The sequence below is a fragment of the Providencia alcalifaciens genome, assembly GCF_020271745.1.
In the GTDB taxonomy this organism is placed as follows: domain Bacteria; phylum Pseudomonadota; class Gammaproteobacteria; order Enterobacterales; family Enterobacteriaceae; genus Providencia; species Providencia alcalifaciens_B.
On record NZ_CP084296.1, the window covers coordinates 1,538,982 to 1,564,888 of the forward strand.

The 25,907-nt window shown below is 43.7% G+C and carries 25 protein-coding genes; 13 read left to right on the top strand and 12 right to left on the bottom strand.

Translation table 11 applies throughout. The annotated features are described in order from the left end of the window. Position 1 precedes the first annotated feature (1 nt). The 7 genes from paaG to paaA are packed head-to-tail and all read right to left on the bottom strand — an operon-like array spanning position 2 to position 5,183. Positions 2-811: a 2-(1,2-epoxy-1,2-dihydrophenyl)acetyl-CoA isomerase PaaG gene (gene paaG / locus LDO51_RS07085; protein WP_225576876.1), complete on the bottom strand. Its 810-nt coding sequence runs from the start codon at positions 809-811 to the stop codon at positions 2-4. A gap of 2 nt (positions 812-813) precedes the next feature. Then, complete coding sequence (paaF, locus tag LDO51_RS07090) at positions 814-1,587, bottom strand: 2,3-dehydroadipyl-CoA hydratase PaaF (RefSeq protein ID WP_225576877.1); 774 nt, start codon at positions 1,585-1,587, stop codon at positions 814-816. Between the two features lie 9 nt (positions 1,588-1,596). Beyond that, positions 1,597-2,652, bottom strand: a complete 1,056-nt coding sequence (gene paaE / locus LDO51_RS07095) for a 1,2-phenylacetyl-CoA epoxidase subunit PaaE (protein ID WP_225576878.1) — start codon at positions 2,650-2,652, stop codon at positions 1,597-1,599. 10 nt (positions 2,653-2,662) lie between these two features. Further along, positions 2,663-3,163, bottom strand: coding sequence for a 1,2-phenylacetyl-CoA epoxidase subunit PaaD (paaD, locus tag LDO51_RS07100; protein WP_132496866.1), 501 nt, complete (start codon positions 3,161-3,163; stop codon positions 2,663-2,665). A 5-nt stretch (positions 3,164-3,168) separates the two neighbouring features. Further along, complete coding sequence (gene paaC / locus LDO51_RS07105; RefSeq protein WP_225576879.1) at positions 3,169-3,927, bottom strand: 1,2-phenylacetyl-CoA epoxidase subunit PaaC; 759 nt, start codon at positions 3,925-3,927, stop codon at positions 3,169-3,171. A gap of 10 nt (positions 3,928-3,937) precedes the next feature. After that, a complete protein-coding gene (paaB, locus tag LDO51_RS07110) occupies positions 3,938-4,225 on the bottom strand; it encodes a 1,2-phenylacetyl-CoA epoxidase subunit PaaB (RefSeq protein ID WP_036948387.1) in 288 nt (95 codons plus the stop codon). Positions 4,226-4,244: 19 nt separating this feature from the next. Further along, positions 4,245-5,183, bottom strand: coding sequence for a 1,2-phenylacetyl-CoA epoxidase subunit PaaA (gene paaA / locus LDO51_RS07115; protein ID WP_225576880.1), 939 nt, complete (start codon positions 5,181-5,183; stop codon positions 4,245-4,247). 325 nt (positions 5,184-5,508) lie between these two features. Between paaA and paaZ the strand changes: the two genes are divergently transcribed. From paaZ to LDO51_RS07130, 3 genes are all read left to right on the top strand, one after another. Beyond that, a complete protein-coding gene (paaZ, locus tag LDO51_RS07120) occupies positions 5,509-7,569 on the top strand; it encodes a phenylacetic acid degradation bifunctional protein PaaZ (protein ID WP_225576881.1) in 2,061 nt (686 codons plus the stop codon). 128 nt (positions 7,570-7,697) lie between these two features. Further along, on the top strand, positions 7,698-7,940 hold the full coding sequence (locus LDO51_RS07125; RefSeq protein WP_006663118.1) for a type II toxin-antitoxin system ParD family antitoxin: 243 nt from the start codon (positions 7,698-7,700) through the stop codon (positions 7,938-7,940). After that, the gene (locus LDO51_RS07130) at positions 7,933-8,226 is read left to right on the top strand and encodes a type II toxin-antitoxin system RelE/ParE family toxin (RefSeq protein ID WP_225576882.1); all 294 of its coding nucleotides are present in this window, start codon (positions 7,933-7,935) and stop codon (positions 8,224-8,226) included. The genes LDO51_RS07125 and LDO51_RS07130 overlap by 8 nt, the downstream gene beginning before the upstream one ends. 45 nt (positions 8,227-8,271) lie before the next feature. Here the strand turns inward: LDO51_RS07130 and LDO51_RS07135 are convergent, their stop codons facing one another. Beyond that, complete coding sequence (locus LDO51_RS07135) at positions 8,272-8,583, bottom strand: monooxygenase (protein WP_154638557.1); 312 nt, start codon at positions 8,581-8,583, stop codon at positions 8,272-8,274. Between the two features lie 164 nt (positions 8,584-8,747). Here LDO51_RS07135 and LDO51_RS07140 point away from each other — a divergent pair, with 164 nt between their 5' ends. The 5 genes from LDO51_RS07140 to LDO51_RS07160 all read left to right on the top strand — a co-directional run bounded on the left by LDO51_RS07140 (position 8,748) and on the right by LDO51_RS07160 (position 14,993). Next, the gene (locus LDO51_RS07140; RefSeq protein WP_225576883.1) at positions 8,748-10,481 is read left to right on the top strand and encodes a lipase family alpha/beta hydrolase; all 1,734 of its coding nucleotides are present in this window, start codon (positions 8,748-8,750) and stop codon (positions 10,479-10,481) included. Then, on the top strand, positions 10,481-11,557 hold the full coding sequence (locus LDO51_RS07145; protein WP_225576884.1) for a T6SS immunity protein Tli4 family protein: 1,077 nt from the start codon (positions 10,481-10,483) through the stop codon (positions 11,555-11,557). The genes LDO51_RS07140 and LDO51_RS07145 overlap by 1 nt, the downstream gene beginning before the upstream one ends. A gap of 66 nt (positions 11,558-11,623) precedes the next feature. Further along, a complete protein-coding gene (locus LDO51_RS07150; protein WP_225576885.1) occupies positions 11,624-12,700 on the top strand; it encodes a T6SS immunity protein Tli4 family protein in 1,077 nt (358 codons plus the stop codon). 61 nt (positions 12,701-12,761) lie between these two features. Next, positions 12,762-13,847, top strand: a complete 1,086-nt coding sequence (locus tag LDO51_RS07155) for a T6SS immunity protein Tli4 family protein (RefSeq protein WP_225576886.1) — start codon at positions 12,762-12,764, stop codon at positions 13,845-13,847. A gap of 66 nt (positions 13,848-13,913) precedes the next feature. Next, a complete protein-coding gene (locus tag LDO51_RS07160; protein WP_225576887.1) occupies positions 13,914-14,993 on the top strand; it encodes a T6SS immunity protein Tli4 family protein in 1,080 nt (359 codons plus the stop codon). 59 nt (positions 14,994-15,052) lie between these two features. On the opposite strand, the gene phrB is transcribed toward LDO51_RS07160, so the two are convergent. Together phrB and proP are read right to left on the bottom strand one after the other, a co-directional pair. Further along, on the bottom strand, positions 15,053-16,486 hold the full coding sequence (gene phrB / locus LDO51_RS07165; protein ID WP_225576888.1) for a deoxyribodipyrimidine photo-lyase: 1,434 nt from the start codon (positions 16,484-16,486) through the stop codon (positions 15,053-15,055). Between the two features lie 26 nt (positions 16,487-16,512). After that, positions 16,513-18,015 carry a glycine betaine/L-proline transporter ProP gene (gene proP / locus LDO51_RS07170; protein WP_225576889.1) on the bottom strand — a complete coding sequence of 501 codons (1,503 nt, stop codon included), beginning with the start codon at positions 18,013-18,015 and terminating at the stop codon, positions 16,513-16,515. A gap of 369 nt (positions 18,016-18,384) precedes the next feature. Between proP and LDO51_RS07175 the strand changes: the two genes are divergently transcribed. After that, the gene (locus LDO51_RS07175; RefSeq protein WP_225576890.1) at positions 18,385-19,353 is read left to right on the top strand and encodes a 3-oxoacyl-ACP synthase III family protein; all 969 of its coding nucleotides are present in this window, start codon (positions 18,385-18,387) and stop codon (positions 19,351-19,353) included. Between the two features lie 300 nt (positions 19,354-19,653). Next, entirely contained in the window at positions 19,654-21,378 is a 1,725-nt protein-coding gene (poxB, locus tag LDO51_RS07180; protein WP_225576891.1) for a ubiquinone-dependent pyruvate dehydrogenase, read from the top strand. An 81-nt stretch (positions 21,379-21,459) separates the two neighbouring features. Here poxB and LDO51_RS07185 read toward each other — a convergent pair whose 3' ends face one another. Beyond that, positions 21,460-22,377: a DNA-3-methyladenine glycosylase family protein gene (locus tag LDO51_RS07185; protein ID WP_225576892.1), complete on the bottom strand. Its 918-nt coding sequence runs from the start codon at positions 22,375-22,377 to the stop codon at positions 21,460-21,462. 209 nt (positions 22,378-22,586) lie between these two features. On the opposite strand from LDO51_RS07185, the gene LDO51_RS07190 reads away from it, so the two are divergent. From LDO51_RS07190 to LDO51_RS07200, 3 genes are read left to right on the top strand one after another with little or no spacing between them, the layout of a single operon-like run. Beyond that, positions 22,587-23,084: a DUF2569 domain-containing protein gene (locus tag LDO51_RS07190; protein ID WP_225576893.1), complete on the top strand. Its 498-nt coding sequence runs from the start codon at positions 22,587-22,589 to the stop codon at positions 23,082-23,084. Between the two features lie 28 nt (positions 23,085-23,112). Beyond that, complete coding sequence (locus LDO51_RS07195; protein WP_225576894.1) at positions 23,113-23,472, top strand: DUF488 domain-containing protein; 360 nt, start codon at positions 23,113-23,115, stop codon at positions 23,470-23,472. A gap of 14 nt (positions 23,473-23,486) precedes the next feature. Next, positions 23,487-24,017 carry a DUF2569 family protein gene (locus LDO51_RS07200; RefSeq protein WP_225576895.1) on the top strand — a complete coding sequence of 177 codons (531 nt, stop codon included), beginning with the start codon at positions 23,487-23,489 and terminating at the stop codon, positions 24,015-24,017. Positions 24,018-24,065: 48 nt separating this feature from the next. On the opposite strand, the gene LDO51_RS07205 is transcribed toward LDO51_RS07200, so the two are convergent. Further along, a complete protein-coding gene (locus LDO51_RS07205) occupies positions 24,066-25,649 on the bottom strand; it encodes an ATP-binding cassette domain-containing protein (RefSeq protein ID WP_225576896.1) in 1,584 nt (527 codons plus the stop codon). Between the last annotated feature and the right edge of the window lie 258 nt (positions 25,650-25,907).

Here is a 25,907-nt window from a genome sequence, read left to right on the forward strand (position 1 = left end):
GTTATTTCCCTTGGAACGTCGGTTCGCGCTTATTTAAAAACGCATCGACGCCTTCGCGATAATCATGGCTGCGCCCGCCTAAGCGCTGTAAATCGCGCTCTAAATTAAGCTGCTCATCAAGGGTATTGGTGGCGGCACTGTGAATGGCTTTTTTGATCAGCCCCAACCCATAGGTCGGTTGAGTCGCAAGGTGTTTCGCGAGGTTGCCCACGGTGGTGGCGAGTTGGTCATTTTCCGTGACTTGCCAAATCATGCCCCACTGCAATGCTTGTTCCGCGCTGATTTTATCCCCTAGCATCGCCATACCCATGGCACGGGCACGACCGACTAATTGCGGTAAAAACCAGCTTCCGCCCGAGTCAGGCACTAGCCCAAGGCGGCAGAATGATTGAATAAAACTGGCGCTTTTCGCCGCGATAACAATATCTCCTGCAAGCGCAATCGCTGCTCCCGCGCCTGCGGCAACGCCGTTCACGGCACAAATAATCGGTTTGGGTAATGCGATTAAACGGCGGATCAGCGGGTTGTAGTAAGTTTCAACGGAAAAGCCCAGATCAGGGGCTTCGGATCCGACGGCAACATTACGATCGTTAAGATCTTGCCCCGCACAGAATCCACGACCTGCGCCGGTGATCACTAAGCAGCGGACGGTTTCATCACGCTCGGCGATTTTGATTGCGGCGCTCAGTTGGCGATGCATCTCATCGTTAAAGCTATTTAGGCGGTCCGGGCGGTTTAAGGTAATCGTGAGCACCCCATTTTCCAGTGTAGTAAGGATCATCTCTTCGGTGAGAGCGGTGTCATTTATCATGATTAGCGTCCTGTAAATTGAGGGGATCGTTTTTCGAAAAAGGCGGCGATCCCTTCTTGGCGATCCTCTGTCCCCGCAAGGCTGACAAAATACTGGCGTTCCAGCTTTAAGCCTTCGGTCAGGTGAGTTTCTTGGGCACTCACTAGTGCAGCTTTGGCGGCATTTACGGCTAAAGGCCCATGTCCTGCAATGCGTTTGGCGATGGCTTGAGCGCGTTCAAGAGTGAGAGCGTCCACGCACACTTCACTGACCAATCCGGCTTGTTGGGCTTGCTCAGCGCTGATAGTTTCTCCGGTGAGTACCATCTGCATGGCAAGGGATTTGCCCACGGCACGAATAAGGCGCTGAGTGCCGCCCGCACCGGGGATCATTCCAAGGGTAATTTCCGGTAGACCAAAGCGAGCGGATTCCCCCGCAATAATGATGTCGCTGGCGAGCAGCAATTCGAACCCTGCCCCTAACGCGTAGCCATTGGCGGCACAAATAATCGGCTTGCTGATTTGCGCAAAACGACGCCAAATTTGGGGGCGTTTATCCGTGATAGCGCTGGAAACGGTTTGCTGCTGAAGCTCTTTAAGATCAGCCCCTGCCGCAAAGAAACGCGGGTTGCCGGTGATGACGATAGCGCCGATATTGTCGTCAGTTTGCGCATGTTCAAGATGCTTAACCAGTAATTCAAGGCACGGGGTACTCAGTGCGTTGCGCACATCGGGGCGATTAAGCGTCAGTGTCAGAACGCGGTGATGTTGCTGAGATAAAATCCAATTATTTTCCATTGTTCATCCCTACACATCAAAGTCCAATACCACGCCATCCCCTTTAGGCCATGCTTGGCAACTGAGGATATAACCGGCGGCAATTTGGTCAGGTTCGAGGCTGTAGTTCACCCCCATTTCAACCTCCCCCGAGCGCAATTTGCATTTGCAGGTGGCGCAAACACCGCCTTTACAGGCGTAAGGCAGGTCAGCCCCTTGGCGCAGTGCGGCATCGAGGATGCTGTCATCTTGCCCATCCATATCGATATTTAGGGTGCGCCCATCTAACTGAAGGGTGACTTGGCGGCTTTCGCTGGTGGCAATGGTCGGTTTGAATTTCGCGCCCGAGGTATTAAAGCGCTCTGTGTGGACGCGCTCTTGGGCCATGCCGTGATGAACTAAGGTTTCTTGGACTTCATCCATCATGGACTCTGGACCACAAATAAAAGCGCGGTCGAATTGGCTAAAATTGAGTAGGGATTTCCCTAAGGCGCTGAGTTGTTGCGCATCAAGACGCCCACTGAGCAACGCGCTTTCTTGCGGCTCTTGGCTAAACAGATACAGCACTTGAAAACGGGTGGCAAAGCGGTTTTTTAAGTCAGCGATGGCTTCTTTGAACATCACTGAGCGGCTATTGCGATTACCGTAAATCAGCACAAAGCGGCTATTTGGCTCGGTTTGCAACGTGGCTTTAATGATGGATAACAGCGGGGTAATGCCGGAGCCTGCGGCCAAGGCTAAATAGTGCCCTTGTTGCTGGCTATCGGGTTGGTAGCCAAATTGCCCTTGGGGGATCATCACGTCTAAGCTATCTCCAACATTTAGCTGTTGGTTGATAAAGTTAGAAAATCGCCCTTCGTAGATAGCCTTGACGCCAATTTTTAGCCCGTTTTCATCGGGGGCGCTACAAATGGAGTAGCAGCGACGAAGATTTTCGCCATTAATCGCGGCTTTCAGCGTTAAATGTTGACCTGGGCGGTAACGATACTGCGCTTGCAGCGATTCAGGAATATGAAAGGTGACCGCCACGGCATCGGGTGTGTCGCGGTCAATAGCGGCAATACTTAAACGGTGAAAGACAGTCATGAGTGTGCCCTTAAATACATTTAAAGTAATCAAACGGTTCTAAGCATTCATTGCAGCGATACAGCGCTTTGCAGGCGGTAGAGCCAAACTCGCTAATTTTTTCCGTCTGTTCGCTGTCACAACGCGGACAACAAATTGCCCCAGTATGTTCAGGATGCTCACAGGCGGTGCCTTGAGGGGGCGCAATGCCAAATTCACGTAAGCGCCTTTTGGCATCTTGGTTCATCCAGTCCGTGGTCCATGCGGGGGTTAATACCACTTCCACATCCACAGGCGAGAAACCGGCGCTATCGAGAACCGTTTTGATTTCATTGATTAAAAATTCGGTGGCGGGGCAGCCTGAATAGGTTGGGGTAAACCCAATTTGCCAGCCTTGCTCGGTCGGCTTCACATGGCGCACCATACCAAGATCAGTAATAGACAGAGCCGGCAATTCAGGGTCTGGGATCTGCTGAAGCTGCTGCCAGATCTGATGAATATCGGGGGATTGAAGTTGCATTCTCTGTTCCATCACTATCACCACTGGCTATTTGGATAAGCGCGTTGCACAAATTGCAGCTGCGTGAGAATTAAACCGAGGTGCTCGGTGTGGCTGCCTTGTTTGCCGCCTAATCGATAAGCTGCTTGCTCAGGTAGGCTGAGAGTGGCTTCTTCAAAGGTCTCGCTCACAGTTTGCAGCCAAACATCGCGCAGCGTACGCGGGTCAACGGCAATGCCTGCTTCGCTTAATGCCATTTCAATTTCATCGGCATGGAACAATTCACCGGTAAAGCGCCATAACTGGTTGATAGATTGCTGCAATTTCTGCTGGCTCAGTGCGGTGCCATCCCCTAATCGGATCATCCAGCCACGACTAAAACGCAGGTGGTATAAAGCTTCTTTGAGGGATTTTTCGGCAATGGCGGCGAGCTGTGGGTCACGGCTTTGAGTGAGTGCGCTGTACAGAGGCACATGGTAGGCATCGATAAAAAACTGGCGTACGAGGGTATCGTTGAAGCCATCATTTGGTTGCTCAACAAGCAGCAAATTGCTGAATTCACGCTCATCACGCAGATAAGCCAGCTTGTCTTCGTTGTAACCCGCGCCTTTGAGTTGTGCGGCATAGCTGAGGAAATTGCGCGCTTGTCCCAGTAAATCTAAGCCGATGTTAGACAGTGCAAGGTCGATTTCTATTTCTGGAGCGTGACCGCACCACTCACACAGGCGCTGTGCCAGAATCAGTGGGGTGTCTCCGAGGCGTAACACATAATGTTGGAGCTGTTGTTTTTCGGTCATTTCAAGCTCCTTACATGTTTTTGATGCCATCGGGGATGGTGTAAAAGGTTGGGTGGCGGTAAACCTTGCTGTCCGCTGGGTCAAAAAATTGATCTTTTTCATCAGGTTGAGACGCGACTAAATGGGCGGCTTTGACGACCCAAATGGAGCAACCCTCGCTACGGCGAGTGTAGGCATCGCGAGCATTTTCCAGCGCCATTTGGTCATCGGCGGCGTGCAAACTTCCCACATGGCGATGGGCTAAACCTTGTTTACTGCGAACAAACACTTCATACAGTGGCCAATCTTGATTGTTCATCGTCTTTCCTTCTTGATGGCTAAGCCGCGGATTTAATGGCTTTTTGTTTTTGACTGTGAGCCATTGCGCCTTCGCGCACCCAAGCTCCTTCTTCCCAACCTTTGCGTTTCGCATCAAGGCGTTCTTGGTTGCAGATCCCTTGCCCTTTAATCACTTGGTAGAACTCTTCCCAATCAATCTCACCAAAACGGTAGTGACCCAACGCATCATCCCAGTACAGATCAGGGTCGGGGATAGTCATGCCGAGGGCTTCCACCTGCGGCACGGTGTTATCCACAAATTTCTGGCGCAGCTCGTCATTACTGAAGCGCTTGATTTTCCACGCCATACTTTGAGCGCTATGCGGGGAGTCAGCATCATTCGGACCAAACATCATTAATACTGGCCACCAAAAACGGTTGATAGAGTCTTGCAGCATGGCTTTTTGCTCGTCAGTGCCTTCTGCTAGTGCCATGACGGCTTCATAACCTTGGCGTTGATGAAAACTCTCCTCTTTGCAGATTTTCACCATCGCACGGGCGTAAGGTCCGTAAGAAGCGCGGCATAGCGCCACTTGGTTGACAATCGCCGCACCATCAACCAGCCAGCCAATCACGCCCACATCTGCCCAGTTGAGCGTCGGATAGTTGAAAATGGAGGAGTATTTCATCTTTTCGTCGAGCATCTTTTGGTAGATGTCTTGGCGAGTGCACCCCAATGTCTCTGCGGCGCTGTAGAGGTACAAACCGTGCCCTGCTTCATCTTGAATTTTTGCCAGCAGAACGGCTTTACGGCGTAGGGTTGGCGCGCGAGTGAGCCAGTTAGCTTCCGGCAGCATACCAATCACTTCAGAGTGGGCGTGTTGCCCAATCTGGCGAATAAGGTTTTGTCGGTAGGCATCGGGCATCCAATCTTTTGGCTCGATGGCGATGTCAGCTTCGATTTTGGCATCGAAGTAGATTTGATTTTGCTCGTTCATTGTTACCTTCCGTTAAAGTGATTCATAAAAATTATGATTATTTAAAAATATGAAACACATTTATTTAACATTAATGCTAGGAATACTTAACAATAAGATCAATGCTGTTTGTGGGGTTTTTGCGATTCACCTCACAAGTAATTAAATTATATTCATATAAATCAACATGATAAAATCATCGTTTTTTGTGTGGTTCTTTCCGTAAATGCTAAAATTAACCCTATTGTGTTTTATTTGTTAAATTTCGATTGGCATCTATGATTGTTTATGTGATACATATTTAAAATCTAAAAATGGTTTCTTGTCGTTTTTCTGGAGATGGAACATGCAACATTTAACAAGTTACATTATGGGGAAGTGGGCAATGGGAGCAGGGGAAGGTCGTCAGATTTTTCATGCGCTAACTAATGAAGCACTCTATGCCGTGACCTCTGAAGGGCTACCGTTAGCGCAAAGCTTGCAATATGGGCGTGATGTCGGTGGTGAGGCGCTAGGGAAATTAACGTTTCAACAGCGTGGAGAGATGCTCAAAGCGGTTGCGAGACATTTGCTTGCCCATAAAGAGGCGTTATATGCCATTTCTGCTCAGACAGGCGCTACTAAATCAGACAGTTGGGTAGATATCGAAGGGGGAATAGGTACTCTATTTTCCTACGCGGGACTGGCAAGCCGTGAGCTGCCGGATGATACCGTGTGGTCAGAAGACGAGATGATCCCGCTATCAAAACAGGGGCAGTTTGTTGCCCGCCATATTTTAACATCGCGCCGTGGCGTGGCTTTGCACATCAATGCGTTCAACTTTCCGTGCTGGGGTATGCTAGAAAAACTGGCGCCAACGTGGCTAGCGGGAATGCCTGCCATTATCAAACCCGCCACTGCATCCGCCCAACTGACTCACGCGATGGTGAAATTGATGGTGGAGAGCGGATTGGTTCCTGAAGGGGCGATTCAATTAATTTGTGGCGGCGTTGGGGATATGTTCGACCACTTGGATTTTGAAGATGTGGTGACCTTTACAGGCTCAGCGGGAACCGGACAAAAACTCAAATTTCACCCGCGCATCAATCAAAAATCTGTGCCTTTTACCATGGAAGCGGACTCATTAAACTGCGCGATTTTAGGTGCGGATGTTCAGCCTGAACAACCTGAATTTGCGCTGTTTATCAAAGAAGTGGTTAATGAAATGACCACAAAAGCGGGGCAAAAATGTACTGCAATTCGCCGAATTATCGTCCCTAAAACTCAGTTGGAAAATGTGAAAAATGCCCTCCTAAAACGCATCTCGAATGTCACGGTGGGCGACCCTGCCGCCGAAGGGGTTCGAATGGGGGCATTGATTAACCTTGAACAGCGCCAAGATGTGCAGGGCAAAGTCAATTATCTGCTCGCCAATGGTTGCGAGTGCTTATGTGGTGGTAGCTTTGCCAATATGCAGGTGGTAGGTGGTGATAGCCAGAATGGGGCATTTTTCCCGCCGACATTGCTGTACTGTGCCGAGCCATTTGTGCATCAAGCGGTACACGAAACCGAAGCGTTTGGTCCTGTGGCGACATTAATGAGCTATGACGGGCTAGAGCAAGCGGTGCAATTGGCGGCGCTAGGAGGCGGAAGCTTAGTCGGTTCGCTGGTGACTGCCGATAGCCAAGTAGCGCAAACGGTGATCCGTGCAACGGCACGGGCGCATGGGCGGATGTTTATTCTGGATGAAGCGGCATCGAAAGAGTCCACGGGGCATGGCTCTCCATTGCCGATGTTGGTTCATGGTGGACCTGGGCGAGCGGGTGGCGGAGAGGAATTAGGTGGCTTGCGAGCCGTAAAACATTATATGCAGCGCACGGCATTGCAAGGCAGCCCATCCATGTTGACCGCAATTAGCAAACAGTGGATGCGCGGGGCTGAGGCTATTGCCGATGTGGTGCATCCGTTCCGTAAATATTTCGAAGAGTTAGTGATTGGCGACACGTTACTGACCGCGAGACGCACGGTGACTGAAGCGGATATTGTCAATTTTGCCTGCCTTAGCGGGGATAATTTCTATGTGCATGTGGATAAACTCGGCGCCGAGCAATCCATGTTTGGTGAGCGCATCGCCCACGGTTATTTTGTGGTATCGGCAGCAGCAGGGCTGTTTGTGGATGCGGGAGTCGGGCCTGTTATCGCGAACTATGGGATGGAAAACTTAAGGTTTATCGAGCCAGTAAAAATTGGCGATACCATCCAAGTGCGCTTAACGTGCAAGAAAAAGATCAAAAAGGTGCAGAAAAAAGCCGAAGATAAGCCTAATGGAGTTATCGAGTGGGATGTCCAAGTGTTTAATCAGCACAACGATATCGTGGCGCTATACAGTATTTTAACGCTGGTGGAGCGCCGCCACGGGGATTTTTGATGCTGTGGTAGAGGGCGAAGTTATCAGAGAGGGCAAAATGCCCTTTCTGTTTTCGTTGGCTGGAAGCAACAGAAATTCATTGCTATAGTTGTATGACTGAGTAATACAATTCGATGGCAGGTGAGTTTATGGCGAGAGTAACAAGTGTGACATTGGGGGAGCACTTCAACCGTTTTATTGGCGATATGATCCAGTCTGGTCGCTATGGCAATACATCAGAAGTGATAAGGGACGCATTGCGTATGATGGAAGAGAGAGAGCAACGGCTTGAATATGTGAGAAAAATGGTATTGGATGGACTGAATTCACCGGAAAGTGAAAGCAGCATGGATGACATTTTTGCCAGAGCGGAAAAGGATTTAAATGTATAAAATTTCTCAAATTGCGGAAGAAGATATTTATAAAATTGCTCGTTACACAATACGGCAGTTCGGTGTTAATCAGGCGAAAAAATATCACAATGAATTAAAAAAAACGTTTGAGTTACTGGCTAGTTCGCCATGGATAGGTAAAGAGTGTCATTGGGTATGTAAAGGGATGAGGCGATTTGAGTTTAAAAAACATTCCATATATTACATGCCCCAGACCCCATTTATTTTTATCTCCCGCGTTATTCATCAATCTGTGGATGTCGATGAATTGGATTTTGCTGAGTAAATTTTAACGGGATAAGAGAAGGCAAAAATGCCCTCTCCATTGAAACTATTTTTGAATAAATTGCGCTTGGTTCAGTTGGCTGAGTGCGGTATTCACACTAAAAATTTGCCCGCTCACTTCTGGTACGCCAAAGGATTTGAGCCGCGCACTGTGCATTTCGAGATACGCTTGCGCATCGGCTTGGTTAGCAAATAAGTAAATGCCTCCTGCCCTTTGGGTCTGTTGGTTTTCAGTCCAAATCTTCCAAATAAACCCCGGCTCTTGGTTAATGGATTGTGCTAATCCCTCCATTGCCGCCGTCATCTCTTCACCCCATGGGCCTTGGTATGGGAAATCAACCTGTAAAATTACCTGCATTATTGCCTCCTATTGTTGTTGTTTGATTATCATACTCAGTAAATAGTTTTAAACAGTGATCAATTTGGGGGAATGTCATATAAAAATCTGTCCGATAATCCTAATGCAGTTCTTTAAAATTTAGGTTATGTTGATTTACATAACCTAAATTTTAAGGATGTCTTATGAGTCAGGATGAACAAAGCGAAAATATTCAGCATTGTTTCGCTGAATTTGATGACAACAAATGTGCTGTTTGGAAAGACTTACAGTTGAAACATCAATCTGAAAATGCCAAAGCGCATTGTTATCTCCCTGCAACCAAAGTGGTTCCGGTTATTTTTTTACCTGGCATTATGGGGTCTAACTTACGAAGTAAAACAGATAAAAAATCAATCTGGCGTATTCGCACGAGTAAGCTTGGAATGGCTGCGGATGCACTCGGTTGGCTTTTTACTTCAGGCAATAAACGGAAAAAATTACTCGACCCTGAAACGACAGAAACAGATCCCACTCAAGATGTCGATAAAAATGACAACGAGTCGACTTACTTTGCCAATTCAAGACAGAAAAGAGGATGGGGAAGTGTATTGCAATTTTCGTATGCAGACCCACTCGACAAGTTACAGAAAGAATTACTGGTTTGGGAACAGTATTACAACAAAGCGAAAGGACAGGGATGCGCGACAGCAGACGAAGCCGAGGAATATTTTTCTCAAGAATCAACGTTCAAGTTCATTTTAGATAAAACCCTCACGCCCGAGGATACCAACCCCCTTTCATTTCGTGAAGCGGGCAAATACCGTAATTTGCTGCTTCCGCTTCATGCTTTTGGCTATAACTGGTTACAAGACAATGCCCAATCCGCGCAAGATCTCGGCAAGTACATTGATGAGGTCTTAAAATTATATAGCCCCAAACGCAATGGCGGGATTGGACATGGTCTCGCTTTTGAAGAAGGGCATGAGAAAGTCATTCTGGTGACCCATTCGATGGGGGGCTTGGTATCCCGTTACGCGTCCGAATTATTAGATACGCCCTACAAAGATAAAATTCTGGGCATTGTACATGGGGTGATGCCGGATTTAGGCTCGCCGACTGCCTATAAAATGATGAAGATTGGTGAGCATTCCATGCCGATGGGGTTAGTGCTGGGGATGAGTGCAACTCGTCTTATGTCGGTGTTAGCGCAATCCCCTGCACCGTTACAACTTTTACCCTCTCCGAAATATAACCATGGTCAGCCCTGGATGCGGATTGAAAAAGGCAGTCCTGATGGAGTGACGGATTTATTGCTTCCGCAGAATGGTGACCCATTTAAGGAAATTTATCTTCAAGATGAAGTTTGGTGGCGAATGTATGAACCTGATATTTTAGATAAAGATAAACAAACGATTGGTGATAATTATATAAAATATAGGTCATTAATGAATCAGTGGGTTTTACCTTTCATTCAAAAAATGGAAGGACAATATCACTCTAATACCTATCAATTTTATGGGGCGTATTTTGATGCAAATGATCCGAAAGATTCTCGTCGTTCAGATGAAACGTTGACATGGAAATTACGGGATAAAACCTCGTGGTTATGGGTGTCTGACGATAGTCGAGGGACGGAGGCATATGGTGATAAACGTGAGTATACGTTACTTAAATCCAGCTATGTGTGGAAAAATACCCTGACTGACGATTATGAAGGTGGTGCGGGAGATGGCACAGTACCTAAATATTCCATCAATTTACAGGCAGCTGGGCGATTTAAAGAGATTTTAAAGATGAACGTTGATCATCAGAACGCGTATCAGTTCGCGCCAATGAAAGGGGATGATATTTATGGTGAGGGAGAATTGTCGCCAGCGATAAAATTCACCTTACGCTCTTTATGCCGAATCTTGCAAACGGATGAGGTGAAACCCTAATGAAAAAAGGATTGGTGAGTTTTTTTGGTTTGGTCTTATTGGCGAGTTTAGCGGCTTGCTCTGTACCGAATAAAACGTATTCAACTTCGCTTAATGAAAAGGATTCTGCTGTGATTAATACTCTATTTGATGATGCTCCTAACTATTGTTTAGGTCGTTATACGTTTAATTATCCGAAAGCGTTAACACAAGCACTTTCATCGATGATTAAGATTGATGATATGACGATTGAAAGTCAGTTTATTTATCCTCCTTCGTTTAAACAACGCATTGAGTTACGTGAAGAAGAGTTAAAAAAACAGCGCGTGAGTGAGGAATCGGATGGACCCTTTTTGAAAGATATTATTCGATTAGATAAAGGAATAATTGTTGATGTTAATGAAAAATTTAATACTCCTGATGCATATAGAGTACTAGAAGCGCATGTTTATATTGATAATGTGGCTTTTATTATAAAGACTAAATTTACTGATTTGACGAATGATAAATACAAGGACGAACAAGCAATTTATATTAAATATAATAAGAAAATAACAGATAAACCCCAAAAACTAGCCGCTATGCGATCGTTGATTTCTCGCTTACACGGTCGCCCGAAGAATGAAATTCCGACGGATAAAGGAATTTGTATCCCTTATGGGTTTATTCGTGATGATGGAAAATCGCACCAAGAAGAAATTTCGATGGTTTTTGAAAACCCTCAATTCTATTGGGCTGTTGATATGGATAATACGATAGAAAGTGAAAAAGAAAGTATGTTGGATAGGGCTGATGAAATTAAATCTGTTCTTTCTCAATATGGAGGTAAAACTTTACGAAAAGGAAACGTACAGTTTAATAACGTGGCAGGTGAAGAGTGGTTAACGTTGGGGCGAGATCCCCGCTATGACAATCAATCCGATAAATTTTATTATTTTCAATATTATGCGAATGAGAAAAATATTGGTTATCTGCATCCATCCGTTAGTATATTGATGCATTCGACCAGTAAGGTTGTCCATTATACGGATGAGCAAATGGTTGAAATTTGGGATCGGGTTTTACAGTCATTTAAACTGCGTCCTAACGCGTATTAAGGTTTATGGCGCAATAAATAGGACGTTATTGCGCCGATATATTTTTTAAAGAGTGCTTTGATGTGTATGAAAAAACAGACAATCATTACCTCATTTGGAGCTTTGTTGCTTATAGTGCTGACGGCATGTTCAATACCCAACCGAACTTATTCTTATACACAGAATAAGCAAGATTCTGCTGTGATTAATACCCTGTTTGATGATGCGCCGACCTACTGTTTAGGACGTTATACCTTTAATTACCCAAAAGCGTTAACACAAGCGCTTTCATCGGTGATTAAAATTGATGATATGACGATTGAAAGTCAATTTATTTACCCCCCTTCGTTTAAACAACGTATTGAATTACGAGAGGAAGAATTAAAAAAACAACGTGTGAGTGATGAATCAGATGGACCATTTTTGAAAGATATTGTGCGATTAGATAAAGGGGTTATTTTTGAGCGAAACGAAAGCTATGCTTACCCTGATTCAGCTAGAGAATTAGAGGCGCATGTGTATATTGATAATGTCGCTTTTATAATAAAAACTACATTCCATGATTTATCTGCGAATAAATATATTAAAGATAGGTCATATTATTCTGCAGGTTATCCAATTACAGATAAACCCCAAAAGCTGGCTGCGATGCAATCCTTGATTTCTCGGTTACAGGGGCGTCCAAAGAATGAAATTCCGACGGATAAAGGGATCTGCATTCCTTATGGGTTTATTCGCGATGATGGAAAATCGTACCAAGAAGAAATTTCGATGGTTTTTGAAAACCCGCAATTCTATTGGGCGGTCGATATGGATAACACGATAGAAAGCGAAAAAGAAAGTATGTTGGATAGGGCTGATGAAATTAAATCTGTTCTTTCTCAATATGGGGGTAAAACGTTACGGAAAGGAAACGTTCAATTTAATAACGTGGCAGGTGAAGAGTGGTTAACGTTGGGGCGGGATCCCCGCTATGACAATCAATCCGATAAATTTTATTATTTTCAATATTATGCGAATGAGAAAAATATCGGTTATCTGCATCCATCCGTTAGTATATTGATGCATTCGACCAGTAAGGTTGTCCATTATACGGATGAGCAAATGGTTGAAATTTGGGATCGGGTTTTACAGTCATTTAAACTGCGTCCGAACGCGTATTAAGGTTTATGGCGTAATGAATAGGATGTTATTGCGCCGATATATTTTTTTAAAGAGTGCTTTGATGCGTATGAAAAAACAGACAATCATTACCTCATTTGGAGCTTTGTTGCTTATAGTGCTGACGGCATGTTCAATACCCAACCGAACTTATTCTTATACGCTGAATAAAAAAGATTCCACTGCAATTAATACTCTATTTGATGATGCACCCATCTATTGTTTGGGTCGCTACACTTTCAATTACCCTAAACCGTTAACACAAAATCTTTCTTCCATTATTAAAATTGATGATATGACGATTGAAAGTCAGTTTATTTATCCCCCCTCGTTTAAACAACGCATTGAATTACGGGAAGAAAAATTAAAAAAACAACGTGTGAGCGATGAGTCAGATGGACCGTTTTTGAAAGAGATAATTAGAATAAATGATGGTGTTATCTTTGACAGAAATGAAAGCTATGCTTATCCAGATGCTGCTAGAGAATTAGAAGCGCATGTGTATATTGATAACGTGGCTTTTATCATCACTTCAAAATATAAAGATATTACTAACGATAAATATAAAAATAGGCAAGAAAGATACAAGAAAAATAATAGATTATTTACAGATAGATCACCGAAATTAGTAGCCATGCAATCCTTGATTTCTCGGTTACAGGGGCGTCCAAAGAATGAAATTCCGACGGATAAAGGGATCTGCATTCCTTATGGGTTTATTCGCGATGATGGAAAATCGCACCAAGAAGAAATTTCGATGGTTTTTGAAAACCCGCAATTCTATTGGGCGGTCGATATGGATAATACGATAGAAAGTGAAAAAGAAAGTATGTTGGATAGGGCTGATGAAATTAAATCTGTTCTTTCTCAATATGGAGGTAAAACTTTACGAAAAGGAAACGTACAGTTTAATAACGTGGCAGGTGAAGAGTGGTTAACGTTGGGGCGAGATCCCCGCTATGACAATCAATCCGATAAATTTTATTATTTTCAATATTATGCGAATGAGAAAAATATTGGTTATCTGCATCCATCCGTTAGTATATTGATGCATTCGACCAGTAAGGTTGTCCATTATACGGATGAACAAATGGTTGAAATTTGGGATCGGGTTTTACAGTCATTTAAACTGCGTCCTAACGCGTATTAAGGTTTATGGCGCAATAAATAGGACGTTATTGCGCCGATATATTTTTTAAAGAGTGCTTTGATGTGTATGAAAAAACAGACAATCATTACCTCATTTGGAGCTTTGTTGCTTATAGTGCTGACGGCATGTTCAATACCCAACCGAACTTATTCTTATACACAGAATAAGCAAGATTCTGCTGTGATTAATACTCTGTTTGATGATGCACCCACCTATTGTTTGGGTCGCTACACCTTCAATTATCCTAAATCTTTAACACAAAATCTTTCTTCCATTATTAAAATTGATGGTATGACGATTGAAAGTCAATTTATTTACCCCCCTTCGTTTAAGCAGCGCATTGACCTGCGTGAAGATGCGTTGAAAAATAAAAGAGTTATCGATTCATCTGATTCCCCTTTTTTGAAAGAAGTAATTAAGTTAGATAATGGAGTTATATTCGATAGTAACGAAAATGCTACAACACCAGATTTTGGTCGAGTTTTAGAAGGTCATGTTTATATTGATAATGTAGCTTTCATTATTAAAACTGAAATAAGGGATGTATCGAGTCCTAAATATAAAAATATGCAGGTAAGGGATCAGAAATATAATATACCTATTAGTGATAAACCTCAGAAACTAGCAGCAATGCAATCCCTGATTTCTCGGTTACAGGGGCGACCAAAGAATGAAATTCCGACGGATAAAGGGGTCTGCATTCCTTATGGGTTTATTCACGATGATGGAAAATCGCACCAAGAAGAAATCTCGATGGTTTTTGAAAACCCTCAATTCTATTGGGCTGCCGATATGGATAATACGATAGAAAGTGAAAAAGAAAGTATGTTGGATAGGGCAGATGAAATTAAATCTGTTCTTTCTCAATATGGGGGTAAAACGTTACGAAAAGGAAACGTACAGTTTAATAATGTAGCAGGTGAAGAGTGGTTAACGTTGGGGCGAGACCCGCGTTATGACAATCAATCCGATAAATTTTATTATTTTCAATATTATGCGAATGAGAAAAATATTGGTTATCTGCATCCATCCGTTAGCATATTGATGCATTCGACCAGTAAGGTTGTTCATTATACGGATGAGCAAATGGTTGAAATTTGGGGCCGTGTATTGCAGTCATTTAAACTGCGTCCTAACGCGTATTAAGGTTTTTAATTAACCTCATTAAGATGTAGGAGTGAATGGCATTTTAGTAAATGATGAACTCATTTCTTTATGCTCTTTCGCTTTCCTGCCTCAAACGCTTCCAACGTCATCAGCCGTGCCTGCTTATGGTCAACAATCGGGGTTGGGTAGCTCAGAGAGACTTGGTGAGATTCAGCCCATGTGTGGGGTTCGTGAATAAATTTCTCGGGAACATCGCGAAGTTCGGGAAGCCACTCGCGGATAAACGTGCCCTGTGGGTCGAATTTTTTCCCCTGAGTGGTTGGGTTAAAAATACGGAACCAAGGCGAGGCATCAACCCCCGTTGACGCTGACCACTGCCAGCCGCCATTATTTGCCGCCAAAGTGCCATCGATTAGCTGGCTCATAAAGTAGTGCTCCCCTTTACGCCAATCGACCAGCAAATCTTTGACTAAAAAACTTGCCACAATCATCCGTAGCCGGTTATGCATCCAGCCTGTTTGGTTGAGCTGGCGCATGGCGGCATCTACTATCGGGTAGCCTGTTTGCCCGTTTTTCCATGCCGAAAATACAGCATCATCAGGGTTCCATTGAATATGCTGCGTCCATTCAATAAACGGTTGGTGACGACAAAGGCGCGGAAAAGCGACCAATAGATGACTATAAAATTCTCGCCAAATTAATTCATTTAGCCAGCTAAAACCGCCACTTTCTTGGGAGTCAAAAACCTGCGGGTTCTCCGCCAATAAGCGATTCACACATTGGCGAGGCGAAAGCACCCCAAGGGCTAAATAGGGGGATAATTGGCTAGTACCATCAATGGCGGGAATATCTCGGTCGCGTTGGTAATCTTGTACGCGCTCGCTGCAAAACTGCCGTAACTTCGCTAATGCAGCTTGTTCTCCGGCAATAAATTGCGGTGAAATTTCAACGAATTGGTGAGCAAAAAGTGGAGGTGTATTTTCAATGGCTAATACGGCTCCCCGTGGTTTGGGGGCGGGAAACGAGCGAAAATCACTCATCAACAATTGGCTCAAAAAGGCGCGGCGAAACGGGGTATAGACTTGGTACATATCCCCTTTTTGCGTCGTCACTGAACCCGGCGGAAGTAATAGTGCATCATCATAGGTGAAAACATTCAGATGTTGCGCCTGCTGGCGTAACTGTTCATCCCGCAAGCGCTCATTTAACTCGTACTGGTGATTGAAATATAACCCTGTGGCATTTTGCTGCTGGGCAAAATCTAGCAACCATTTAACGGAATCCGCAAAGGTCGCTGTGGTATGGCAAATCAGGGGAATACCTCGTTTCGCTAAAGCGTGTTGTAGCTCCACCAGGTTTTGATGTAAGAAGGCAATTTGCCTTGGTGATACATGGTGAGCTGCCCACTGTTCTGGCGTCGCAATATAGACGCCAATCACAGTGGCAGTAGGATCCTCACAAGCAAAGGTAAGCGCTTTATTATCGGTGACTCGTAGATCGTTGCGAAACCAAACTAAGTGACAAGCCGACATCGCTTTCCTCGCTGTTTTTTTAAGGGTTAATCTAATTTTGGGTGCTGGTTGATTAGCGATTGACGCTGTTTTTCCAGCTCGGCAATTTGTTGCTCGATATCTTCAACTTTTTGTTCGATATTGTCAAAATGCTCGGTCAAAATTTCTTTTGCTTCTGCTTTATCTGAGGCCGCCGGTGTTGCACCACGTAGTGGTTTATTGGCCGTTTCTGGCATTCTAATACCGGTATACAGACCAATTAATGCAATGACTATCAGATAATATGCAGGCATATACAAGTCATTAGTGGCTTCAACTAACCATGCCGCCGCCGTTGGTGTTGCACCCGCAATTAATACCGAAATATTAAAGGCGATGGCTAATGCACTATAACGAATATGGGTAGGGAAAATAGCCGGTAAAATCGATGCCATCACCCCTGTAAAGCAGTTGAGCAATACCGCAAGAATCAACAATCCGACAAAAATTAAGCCAACAGAGCCGCTATTAATCATCATAAATGCGGGGTAAGCCAACACAATTAACCCCACGCTGCCCATGATCACAAAAGGTCGGCGACCAATTTTGTCACTGGTTAAACCAATGATTGGCTGAACAAACAGCATACCAATCATAATGGCGATAATAATCAACACACCGTGGTCGGTCGAGTAGTTCAAATTATGGGACAAATAGCTCGGCATATAGGTCAGCAGCATATAGTACGTCACGTTAGTGGCGATAACTAAGCCGACACAAATCATCAAGCTTTTCCAATACTTAGATGCAACTTCACGGAAAGAGACTTTCGGTGGATTCTGGATATTGGCTTTTTCTTGCTGCTCTAAGCTTTCAATATGTTGCTGGAATGCGGGGGTTTCTTCCAATGAATGACGTAAATAGAGACCGATAATACCTAGCGGTAAGGCTAAGAAGAACGGAATTCTCCATCCCCAATCGTGGAAGTTAGCTTCACCGACAAGGCTTGAAATTAGCACAACGACACCCGCACCCATCACAAAACCTGCGATAGAACCGAAGTCTAACCAGCTACCCATAAAGCCCCGCTTACGGTCAGGGGAATATTCAGCAACAAAGATAGCTGCACCAGAATATTCACCACCCACGGAGAAACCTTGAGCCAGTTTAGCGAGCAGTAATAAGATAGGCGCCCAAATACCAATTCTCTCGTATGATGGGATCAGACCGATACAGAAGGTACTGATTGCCATAATAATAATGGTCATGGACAACACTTTTTGTCGGCCGTATTTATCCCCGAGAATACCGAAGACAACGCCACCAAGGGGTCTAACCAAGAAAGGCACGGAGAAGGTGGCTAACGCCGCAATCATCTGAACGCTCGGTGATGCGCCCGGAAAGAAGACCTGACCCAGTACATAGGCTAAGAAGCCGTAAACACCGAAGTCGAACCATTCCATCGCATTACCCAGCGAAGCCGCGGTGATTGCTTTTTTCAATTTTCCATCATCAATAATTGTAATATCGTTGATATTTAATGGTTTTTCTTTTTTCTTTCTGATCTTCATGGAACCATCCTCTTATTTGAATTTTAAGATGTGGGTTTCCCGATCCGATTTGCTCGGACAATCTGCAAATAATGAAAATTAGTATGGATAATTAAATGCAGTATCTAAACTAATTGAATGGAAATTTATTGATTAATAAGCTTGTTGAATAAGCTATATCAAGTTTTTATAACGAAGTGTATTGATAGGGAAATACTGATTTATTGTGTTTTTAAAATAAAGCAAAAATATCACCTTTAGATAGTCAAATATGATTCAATAATACAATAATATCGACAAAATGTAAAATGTGGTGGTTTGTGTTGATTGTTTTTTATTAATTGGTGGGTTATACCATGGGGGTAAACTAATACAGATAAGGGAAATGCAATGAATGAGGCAATAAAAATTTCATCTATTCATATCTACCATCCTGAAAATATTAGGAATAACCAATATTATTTTGATAAGTATCCAAATCTCAAAAATTTACCGGAATTATTGAATAATTTTGGGCAGAGGCAGCGATATATCACGAGCCAGCCTGATGAAAATGCGTTGACGATGTCGATTAATGCATTAGCTCCAATGAGTGATAAGGATATCGATGTTTTGATATTTGCCTCAACGACGATGGAATATTTGTCACCACTTAATGCCCTATATTTACATCATCATTTAGCCTTAAAAAATGAGTGTGTATGTATTGATATTAACGGTAATTGCCTCGGCATGTTAATGGCGTTAGAGCAGGCTGCAATCATACTAAAGATGAAAAAAACAGCTAAAAAAGCCCTTGTTGTTGCCTCGGACCATCTTTCAAATCTATGTAATCAAAATGAGCTATTCCCATCGGTTCTCTTTGGGGATGCAGCAGTTGCTATGACATTAGAAAAAGTACAAAACGGCACAAGCTCTGGTTTGATGGATAGCTTTTATTATACGGATTCGAATTTTTGCCGGGAGACCCGTTTTCCTAAGCATGGTTTTTCACAGAGCCAAAATATGCAAGATGAGAAAATTTACTGGGGTAAATTTACAACAAAAGAGTGTTTGCCTCATGCTATTTATCACATTGACAAATTATTAAAAAATAATGGGTTAACTATTGATGATATAAGTTGTTTTTTCTTTTCTCAGGTAGTGAAAAGCAATATTTCAGAATTGGCAGAAGCATTAAATATTCCTAATAAAAAAATAGAATATATTGCGGATGAATATGGTTATACAGGGGCAACCAGCCCATTTATTGCTTATTATTGCCGCCAGAAAAAGAATTTACTCCGTGATGACGATATTGTCTTATTTTGGACGTTAGGTGCAGGTTATCAATTCGGAATCGTTCTTTGGAAAATATAAAGAGATTTATGATTTTCGATGCGCGCAAAATAAACGGGATTTTGCAGGGTTGTTCATAACTGAAACTAACCATCTTTTTACGACCTTAAATTTGTCCTGTTATCTCATTCTTCTTTCGATATTCGCGGAGGAATATCTTGTTCTGTTTTTGAATGCATCGCATCGGTAGGAATGGTGAATTGATTTAGTTAGAATCGAATAGATATTATTAAGTGTATTTGAAAATCAGCACCGCCTGTTAAATATGTCATTGTTAACAAAAATACATTGAATTTAATCCGACTTAAAAAGAGTGCCATTATGAAAAAACAGAGTATTGCATCCTATATTGCGAAAGTACTGGATAACGCAGGTGTTAAGCGCATCTGGGGAGTCACTGGGGACTCATTAAACGGTTTAACGGATAGTTTACGTAAACAAGGGGCAATTGAATGGCTAGGTACCCGTCATGAAGAAGTGGCTGCATTTGCCGCGGGCGCAGAAGCGCAACTGACGGGCGAGTTAGCGGTGTGTGCGGGTTCTTGTGGACCCGGTAATATGCACTTAATCAACGGATTGTATGATTGCCATCGTAACCGTGTACCTGTATTAGCCATTGCAGCACATATCCCATCGAGTGAAATTGGGAGTAACTATTTTCAAGAAACACACCCAACAGAACTGTTTCGCGAATGCAGCCACTATTGTGAGATGGTGACTAACCCGGAACAAATTCAACAAGTTTTGGGTATTGCAATGCGTAAAGCGATCTTGAATAAAGGCGTTTCTGTTGTGGTTATTCCGGGGGATATTGCCCTGAAAGATGCACCAGAATCGGCGAAAGAAGCATGGTATCAGCCACAAGCACCTTTGATCATGCCTCAGCGTCCTGAAATTGAAAAACTAGCAGAAGCATTGAATCAGTCAGAAAACATCACGTTGTTCTGCGGTAATGGCTGTGCTGGCGCTCATGATGAAGTGGTGAAACTGGCAGAAACCTTGAATGCACCAGTGGTACATGCGTTGCGTGGTAAAGAGCATATTGAGTGGGATAACCCAAATAGTGTGGGAATGACAGGGTTAATCGGTTTCTCATCTGGCTACCACGCAATGATGAATGCGGATACCGTTGTGTTGCTAGGTACCCAATTTCCGTATCGTCCGTTCTACCCAACAGACGCAAAAATTATTCAAATAGACCTGAATGCTGGCAGCTTAGGATCCCATTGCCATATTGATATGGGGCTTATCGGGGATATTAAAGCGACATTGACCGCCTTACAGCCACATTTAACGGCGAAACAGAATCGCAAACATTTAGATGGCGCATTGAAGCACTATGCCGAGGCGCGTAAAGGACTGGATGATTTGGCTAAGCCGGGTCATGAAGGGCTTATTCATCCACAATATTTAGCCACTAAGCTGAGCGAGCTGGCGAATGACGACACAATTTTTACCTGCGATGTGGGCACACCAACGGTGTGGGCTGCACGTTACTTAAAAATGAACGGTAAACGTCGTCTGATCGGTTCGTTTAACCATGGTTCGATGGCAAACGCAATGCCACAAGCGATTGGTGCGCAAGCGGTTGATAAAAATCGCCAAGTGGTTGCGATGTGTGGCGATGGCGGTTTCAGTATGTTGATGGGTGACTTTATCTCGCTGTCACAGATGAAATTACCAGTGAAAATTATCATTCATAACAACGGCGTGCTGGGCTTTGTGGCGATGGAAATGAAGGTTGCTGGCTTTATGACTGCGGGCACCGATTTACAGAATCCAAACTTTGCGGCGATTGCCAATGCGGCAGGTATCAAAGGCATTCGTGTTGAGAAAAGTGAAGATCTGGACGGTGCGCTGAAAGAAGCTTTTGCCCATGATGGTCCAGTTGTTGTGGATGTCTTGACGGCGAAGCAAGAACTTTCAATGCCTCCGGAAATTGAAGCGCAAGAAGCCAAAGGTTTTAGCTTATATATGTTGAAGGCAATTATGAGCGGTCGCGGTGATGAAGTGGTGCAATTGGTGAAAACTAACTGGTTGCGTTAATCACTATCTAATCGAGTAGCTCCCTAAAATTAGTATCATAAATAAATCCCCAATTCGGCGTACTGAATTGGGGATTTTTATTTAATAGCCCGCAGCGGATTGGCTGCGCCAAAGGTGGGCGGCAACCAATGCTCGCCATGGTGTAAATTGGGCTAGCCATTGTTGGGTTTCTTTCGCGGACGGTTGCGCATCTTGAGCTAATAAAGTTTGTAGATTGCGCCGCACGGCAACATCCCCATGCAGGGAGCCATCTAGGTAATTAAATCCCCGCAGAAGACCATAGCTGACAGTCCAAGGCCCAATGCCTTTGATAGCCAGCAATTTTTCGGTGACATCATGAACATTTTCGGGGGTAACGGCGTTGTCTAAATCTAATTCACTTGCTTGAATAGCGTCACAAAGCCCGCGTAAGGCGATGATTTTTCCAAGAGAAAAACCCGCTTGCCGTAAAATTTCATCGTCCACATTGATGGTTGAGGCGGCGGTGGGAAAGCACCAAATTCCTGATGAATGCTGTTGCCCGACAGCTTGAATAAAACGTCGGCGGATGGCGATGGCAGCAAGAACACTAATTTGCTGGCCGATAATCGCCCATACGAGCGCTTCAAAAGTCGTGGCTGATTGATACACTCGCACACCTCGCTGTGGCGCAATCAGTTTACCCAGTATTGGGTGGGTAAGGTATTTTTCTTCAAATTGCTCAACGGGTTGATTCAATCCGAGTAAATGAATCGCAAGTGTGTGTCGCTCATTTAAGGAAGGCGAGGTTTCTGCATTATCAACATCAAGCTGCAATATTGCTTGTTTATTGTCAGTATCTTGGTCGTTAATAGATAGGCGAATTTGCGCAGCGTGTCCCTGCCAGATAATCCCTTTGCGCAAGGTGTTTTTTTCAACAATCTCAGCGATATTTTGCGGATCCCGTAAGTGAAAGGCAAAAAAATCATCAATACGGTAATAAGCTGGCAGTGATATAGAAACAGAGTGCGTTGATGACATAGTCGTCTTCTTCTGATTTATGCTCATTTTTGGTTAAATTTTGACAAAAAACGTCAAACGCTACATTTTTAACCGTTAGAGTATGTTAGCTTAGCAAAAAAGTGATTCAGATAATCATGCGCTAATTTAGCTTGCCCATACCTATTCAGCAAATTCTTGCGCAAGTCAGTGAACAGGTTAACTGCATAAATTAAATCAAGGATGTGAAGATGAGCGCAGAAAATAATGAAATGCTCCCTGTACCAAAGCCTAAGCCAGAATTAAATGGCATCGGTGGATGGTTGATTCTTCCCTTGCTTGGGGTGATTTTCTCGACACTATTTATGCCGTTTAGACTTTGGCACCATAACCAAGAAGTAATTGAATACTGGAACGAATTGACGTCCCCAAGTTCAGACTATTTCATACCGCTGTTCAAAGAATTGATATATTTTGAAGTGGTTGGTAACGCGATTATTTACGGTACAGTCTTGTATCTTTGTTATCTCTTTTTTACTAAGAAAAAATTAATTATTAAGGTGTATGCCTTTTTTCAAATTTTTTCATTGGCTGTGATGATTTTTGATTTGGTGCTCGCCAATCAATTGTTAGACCTCGAAATAGATTCCAATGATATTCGTGAATTGGTGCGAGGATTATTTGGCTGTTTTGTCTGGGTGCCTTACTTTTTTGTCTCTGTGCGTGTTCGCAATACGTTTATTAATTAGTGAACCCCAATGACCGTGGAGCCTGCTGATGATTTACTGTAAACGAGTCTATGATCCTTGTAGCCCTCAGGATGGTTATCGCATTTTGGTGGATAGGCTATGGCCTCGAGGGATCAAAAAGGTGGATCTGCAGTGTGATGAATGGAACAAAGCGGTTGCGCCCTCCAATGAATTGCGCAAATGGTTTCATCAACATACTGACCAGTTTGAGCAGTTTGTGATGAAATATCAGCAAGAACTTCAGCAAAATGATGAATGGCAGGCCATATTTGCGAAAGCGCAGCAAGGGGATATCACGTTGTTATATAGCGCCAAAGATACGCAACATAATCAGGCATTGGTACTGAAAGCTTTTATCGAAAAAAAATGCAAAGAACATAAAGAATAAAAAAGGTTATCACTATGGATGTCAATTTATCATCTAATCCCGAATCATTGCCCGCGGCTCAAATACCTGAACAGAGTCATAGTAAACCTCAAAAATCCCTCCAAGGGATTGGTGGGTGGCTTATTTTACCTCTGCTAGGTCAGCTGTATATGCTGGGGAATTTAATCAAAATGATGGTGAATGATATTGCTGAGGTTCAAGGTGCTTGGTCGTTGGCAACGAACCCAGCATCGGACTTTTATATGTCAGGGTTTGCCTCTGGTTTTTATGCTGTGCAGCTCAGCCTTGGGGTGATTATCGCATTAATGGTGGGGTCGTTCATTGCGGTATTTAAAAAGAAATCCATGGTTAAATGGTTGTTTATCATTACGATGATGCTGTATGTCGCGGTGATTGGTGCTTCGCGTATCGCTTTTCCCGTCGCGTTTCACCTCGAAATAGACTATAGCTACATTACTAGCTTTTTTAATAGCAGCTTTTATTGCTTGATTTGGGTTCCCTATTTTCTGGTTTCTGCTCGCGTTAAAAATACCTTTGTGAATTAAAGAAAGGGCTGTGAAGCACAGCCCGTACAGTTAGCTATCTACCCTTAATTAACTGCCTAGTTGTAAATCATGGGTAATATTGCACTGTTCCACAAATACGTCATCGTGAGAAACCAGTAACAGCGTCCCTTGGTAATCCCGTAATAGCCCTTCTAATAGCTGTTTTGAATCTAAATCTAAGTGATTGTCTGGCTCATCGAGCAGTAAAACGGCTGGCGGATGAGGGCTATGCGTCAGAGCTAGGAGCGTCGCTTTGAGCTGCTCGCCACCACTGAGTTGGCACAATGGTAGTAATGATTTATCCCCTCGAATACGCAACATACCCAATTGAGTTCTCCACTGCTCAACGGAAATCGCTGGCTGGTATTGATAGAGTGCCTCGGCAACTGGTAATGACTTATCCAAAAGATTCAGATGTTGATCTAAATAGCAAAAAGTACCGCTGATGCGACATTCCCCCGAAAGTGCCTGAAACTTATTTGCCAGCACTTTCAACAGCGTCGATTTCCCCGAACCATTGCGCCCTTGAATATGCCAATGTTCACCGCTATAGGCGGTAAATGAGAGTGGCTCAGTTTGCCCATAAGGGAGTTTCAATTGGGAGACAAAAATACGCATTTTTCCCCCTTCGCTTTGGTAATTGAGCACTATCTTTTGAGGCTGAATATGGCTGACTTTGTCTTGGTTTTGTTGATGTTGATGTTGTAATTCGCCTAATACTCGCTGGTGACGCTCCGCCACATTGGATTGCCTTTTTTCGGCTCTGTTTTTCTGCATATCGAGTAACAGTAAGGATTGAGAACCACCAAATCGAATATTTTCGCCTTGCTTACGCCGTTGAGCAGCTTTTTGTAAGGTGGCTTGCTGCTGTTTTTTCTCTTGGCGGATCTGTTTTTCAAGCTGTTCGCCTTCTGCTTCAATAGCATTGATAGTAAAGGTTTTTTGCTCATCATACAGGGTGTAATTTCCGCCGTACTCCACTAAGCCTTTATCGGTTAATTCAAAAATAGTGTCCATCTCTTCGAGAAGATGGCGGTTATGGCTGATGACTAAACAGCCAGCTTTGTGCTGATTGAGTTTCTCACTTAGCCATTGGCGTCCTTGTTGGTCAAGGTGGTTGTCGGGTTCGTCGAGCAAAAGAAAGTGGTCAGGATGTAAAAATGCACGACATAGCGCTAAGCGAGTGCGTTCTCCGCCGCTCAGTTGTTCAATAGGGGTGTCCATTGATGCCGTTAGCTGCGCAGACGCTAACAACATTTCCCATGTTGCAGGCAAATGCCAATTATCTTCCGTTAGCTCGAAATCATCGATGGTGCCGAGACCTTGTTCAATGCGCCAAAAGGCTTGCCAAAGTGCATCAATGCCTAATGCTTGAGCAAGGGTGTCGCCCGTTAATCGGTTGAGTTGACCCACATGAATTATCGGTAAATGCCAATCAACTTTGCCGTGGGTTGGCGTGAGTTGTCGGGCAAGCAATCGCATTAATACGGATTTTCCACGGCCATTGTGACCAATCAGCGCATTTTTTTGGCTAAATAAGCGACCACTCAATGGCGGAAAGAGTGCGGTTTGCTCAAACTCGATGGTTAATTGTGAAAAATGGCATGCGAGAGTTGGGTTAGCTATCGTCATAGAGACCTCAAAATAGAGAGGGCAGACAACGTTACGCTATCTTTCGCACGATCATTTTTCGAAGCATTTTCTTTTAAAAAGCATATTTCGAAAAAGAAGCGATGAAAACTGTGTCTGCCAAGAACAGAAAAATAATGACCTTAAATAAGGCATTGTGGATATTTTCTGGCAGTACTTAGTTCATCGTCGGAAAGGTTCACTTTAGAAGGGGCAAAATTGCGAGTGAATTATAAACAGGATTGTGAAGAAGAAGCAAGC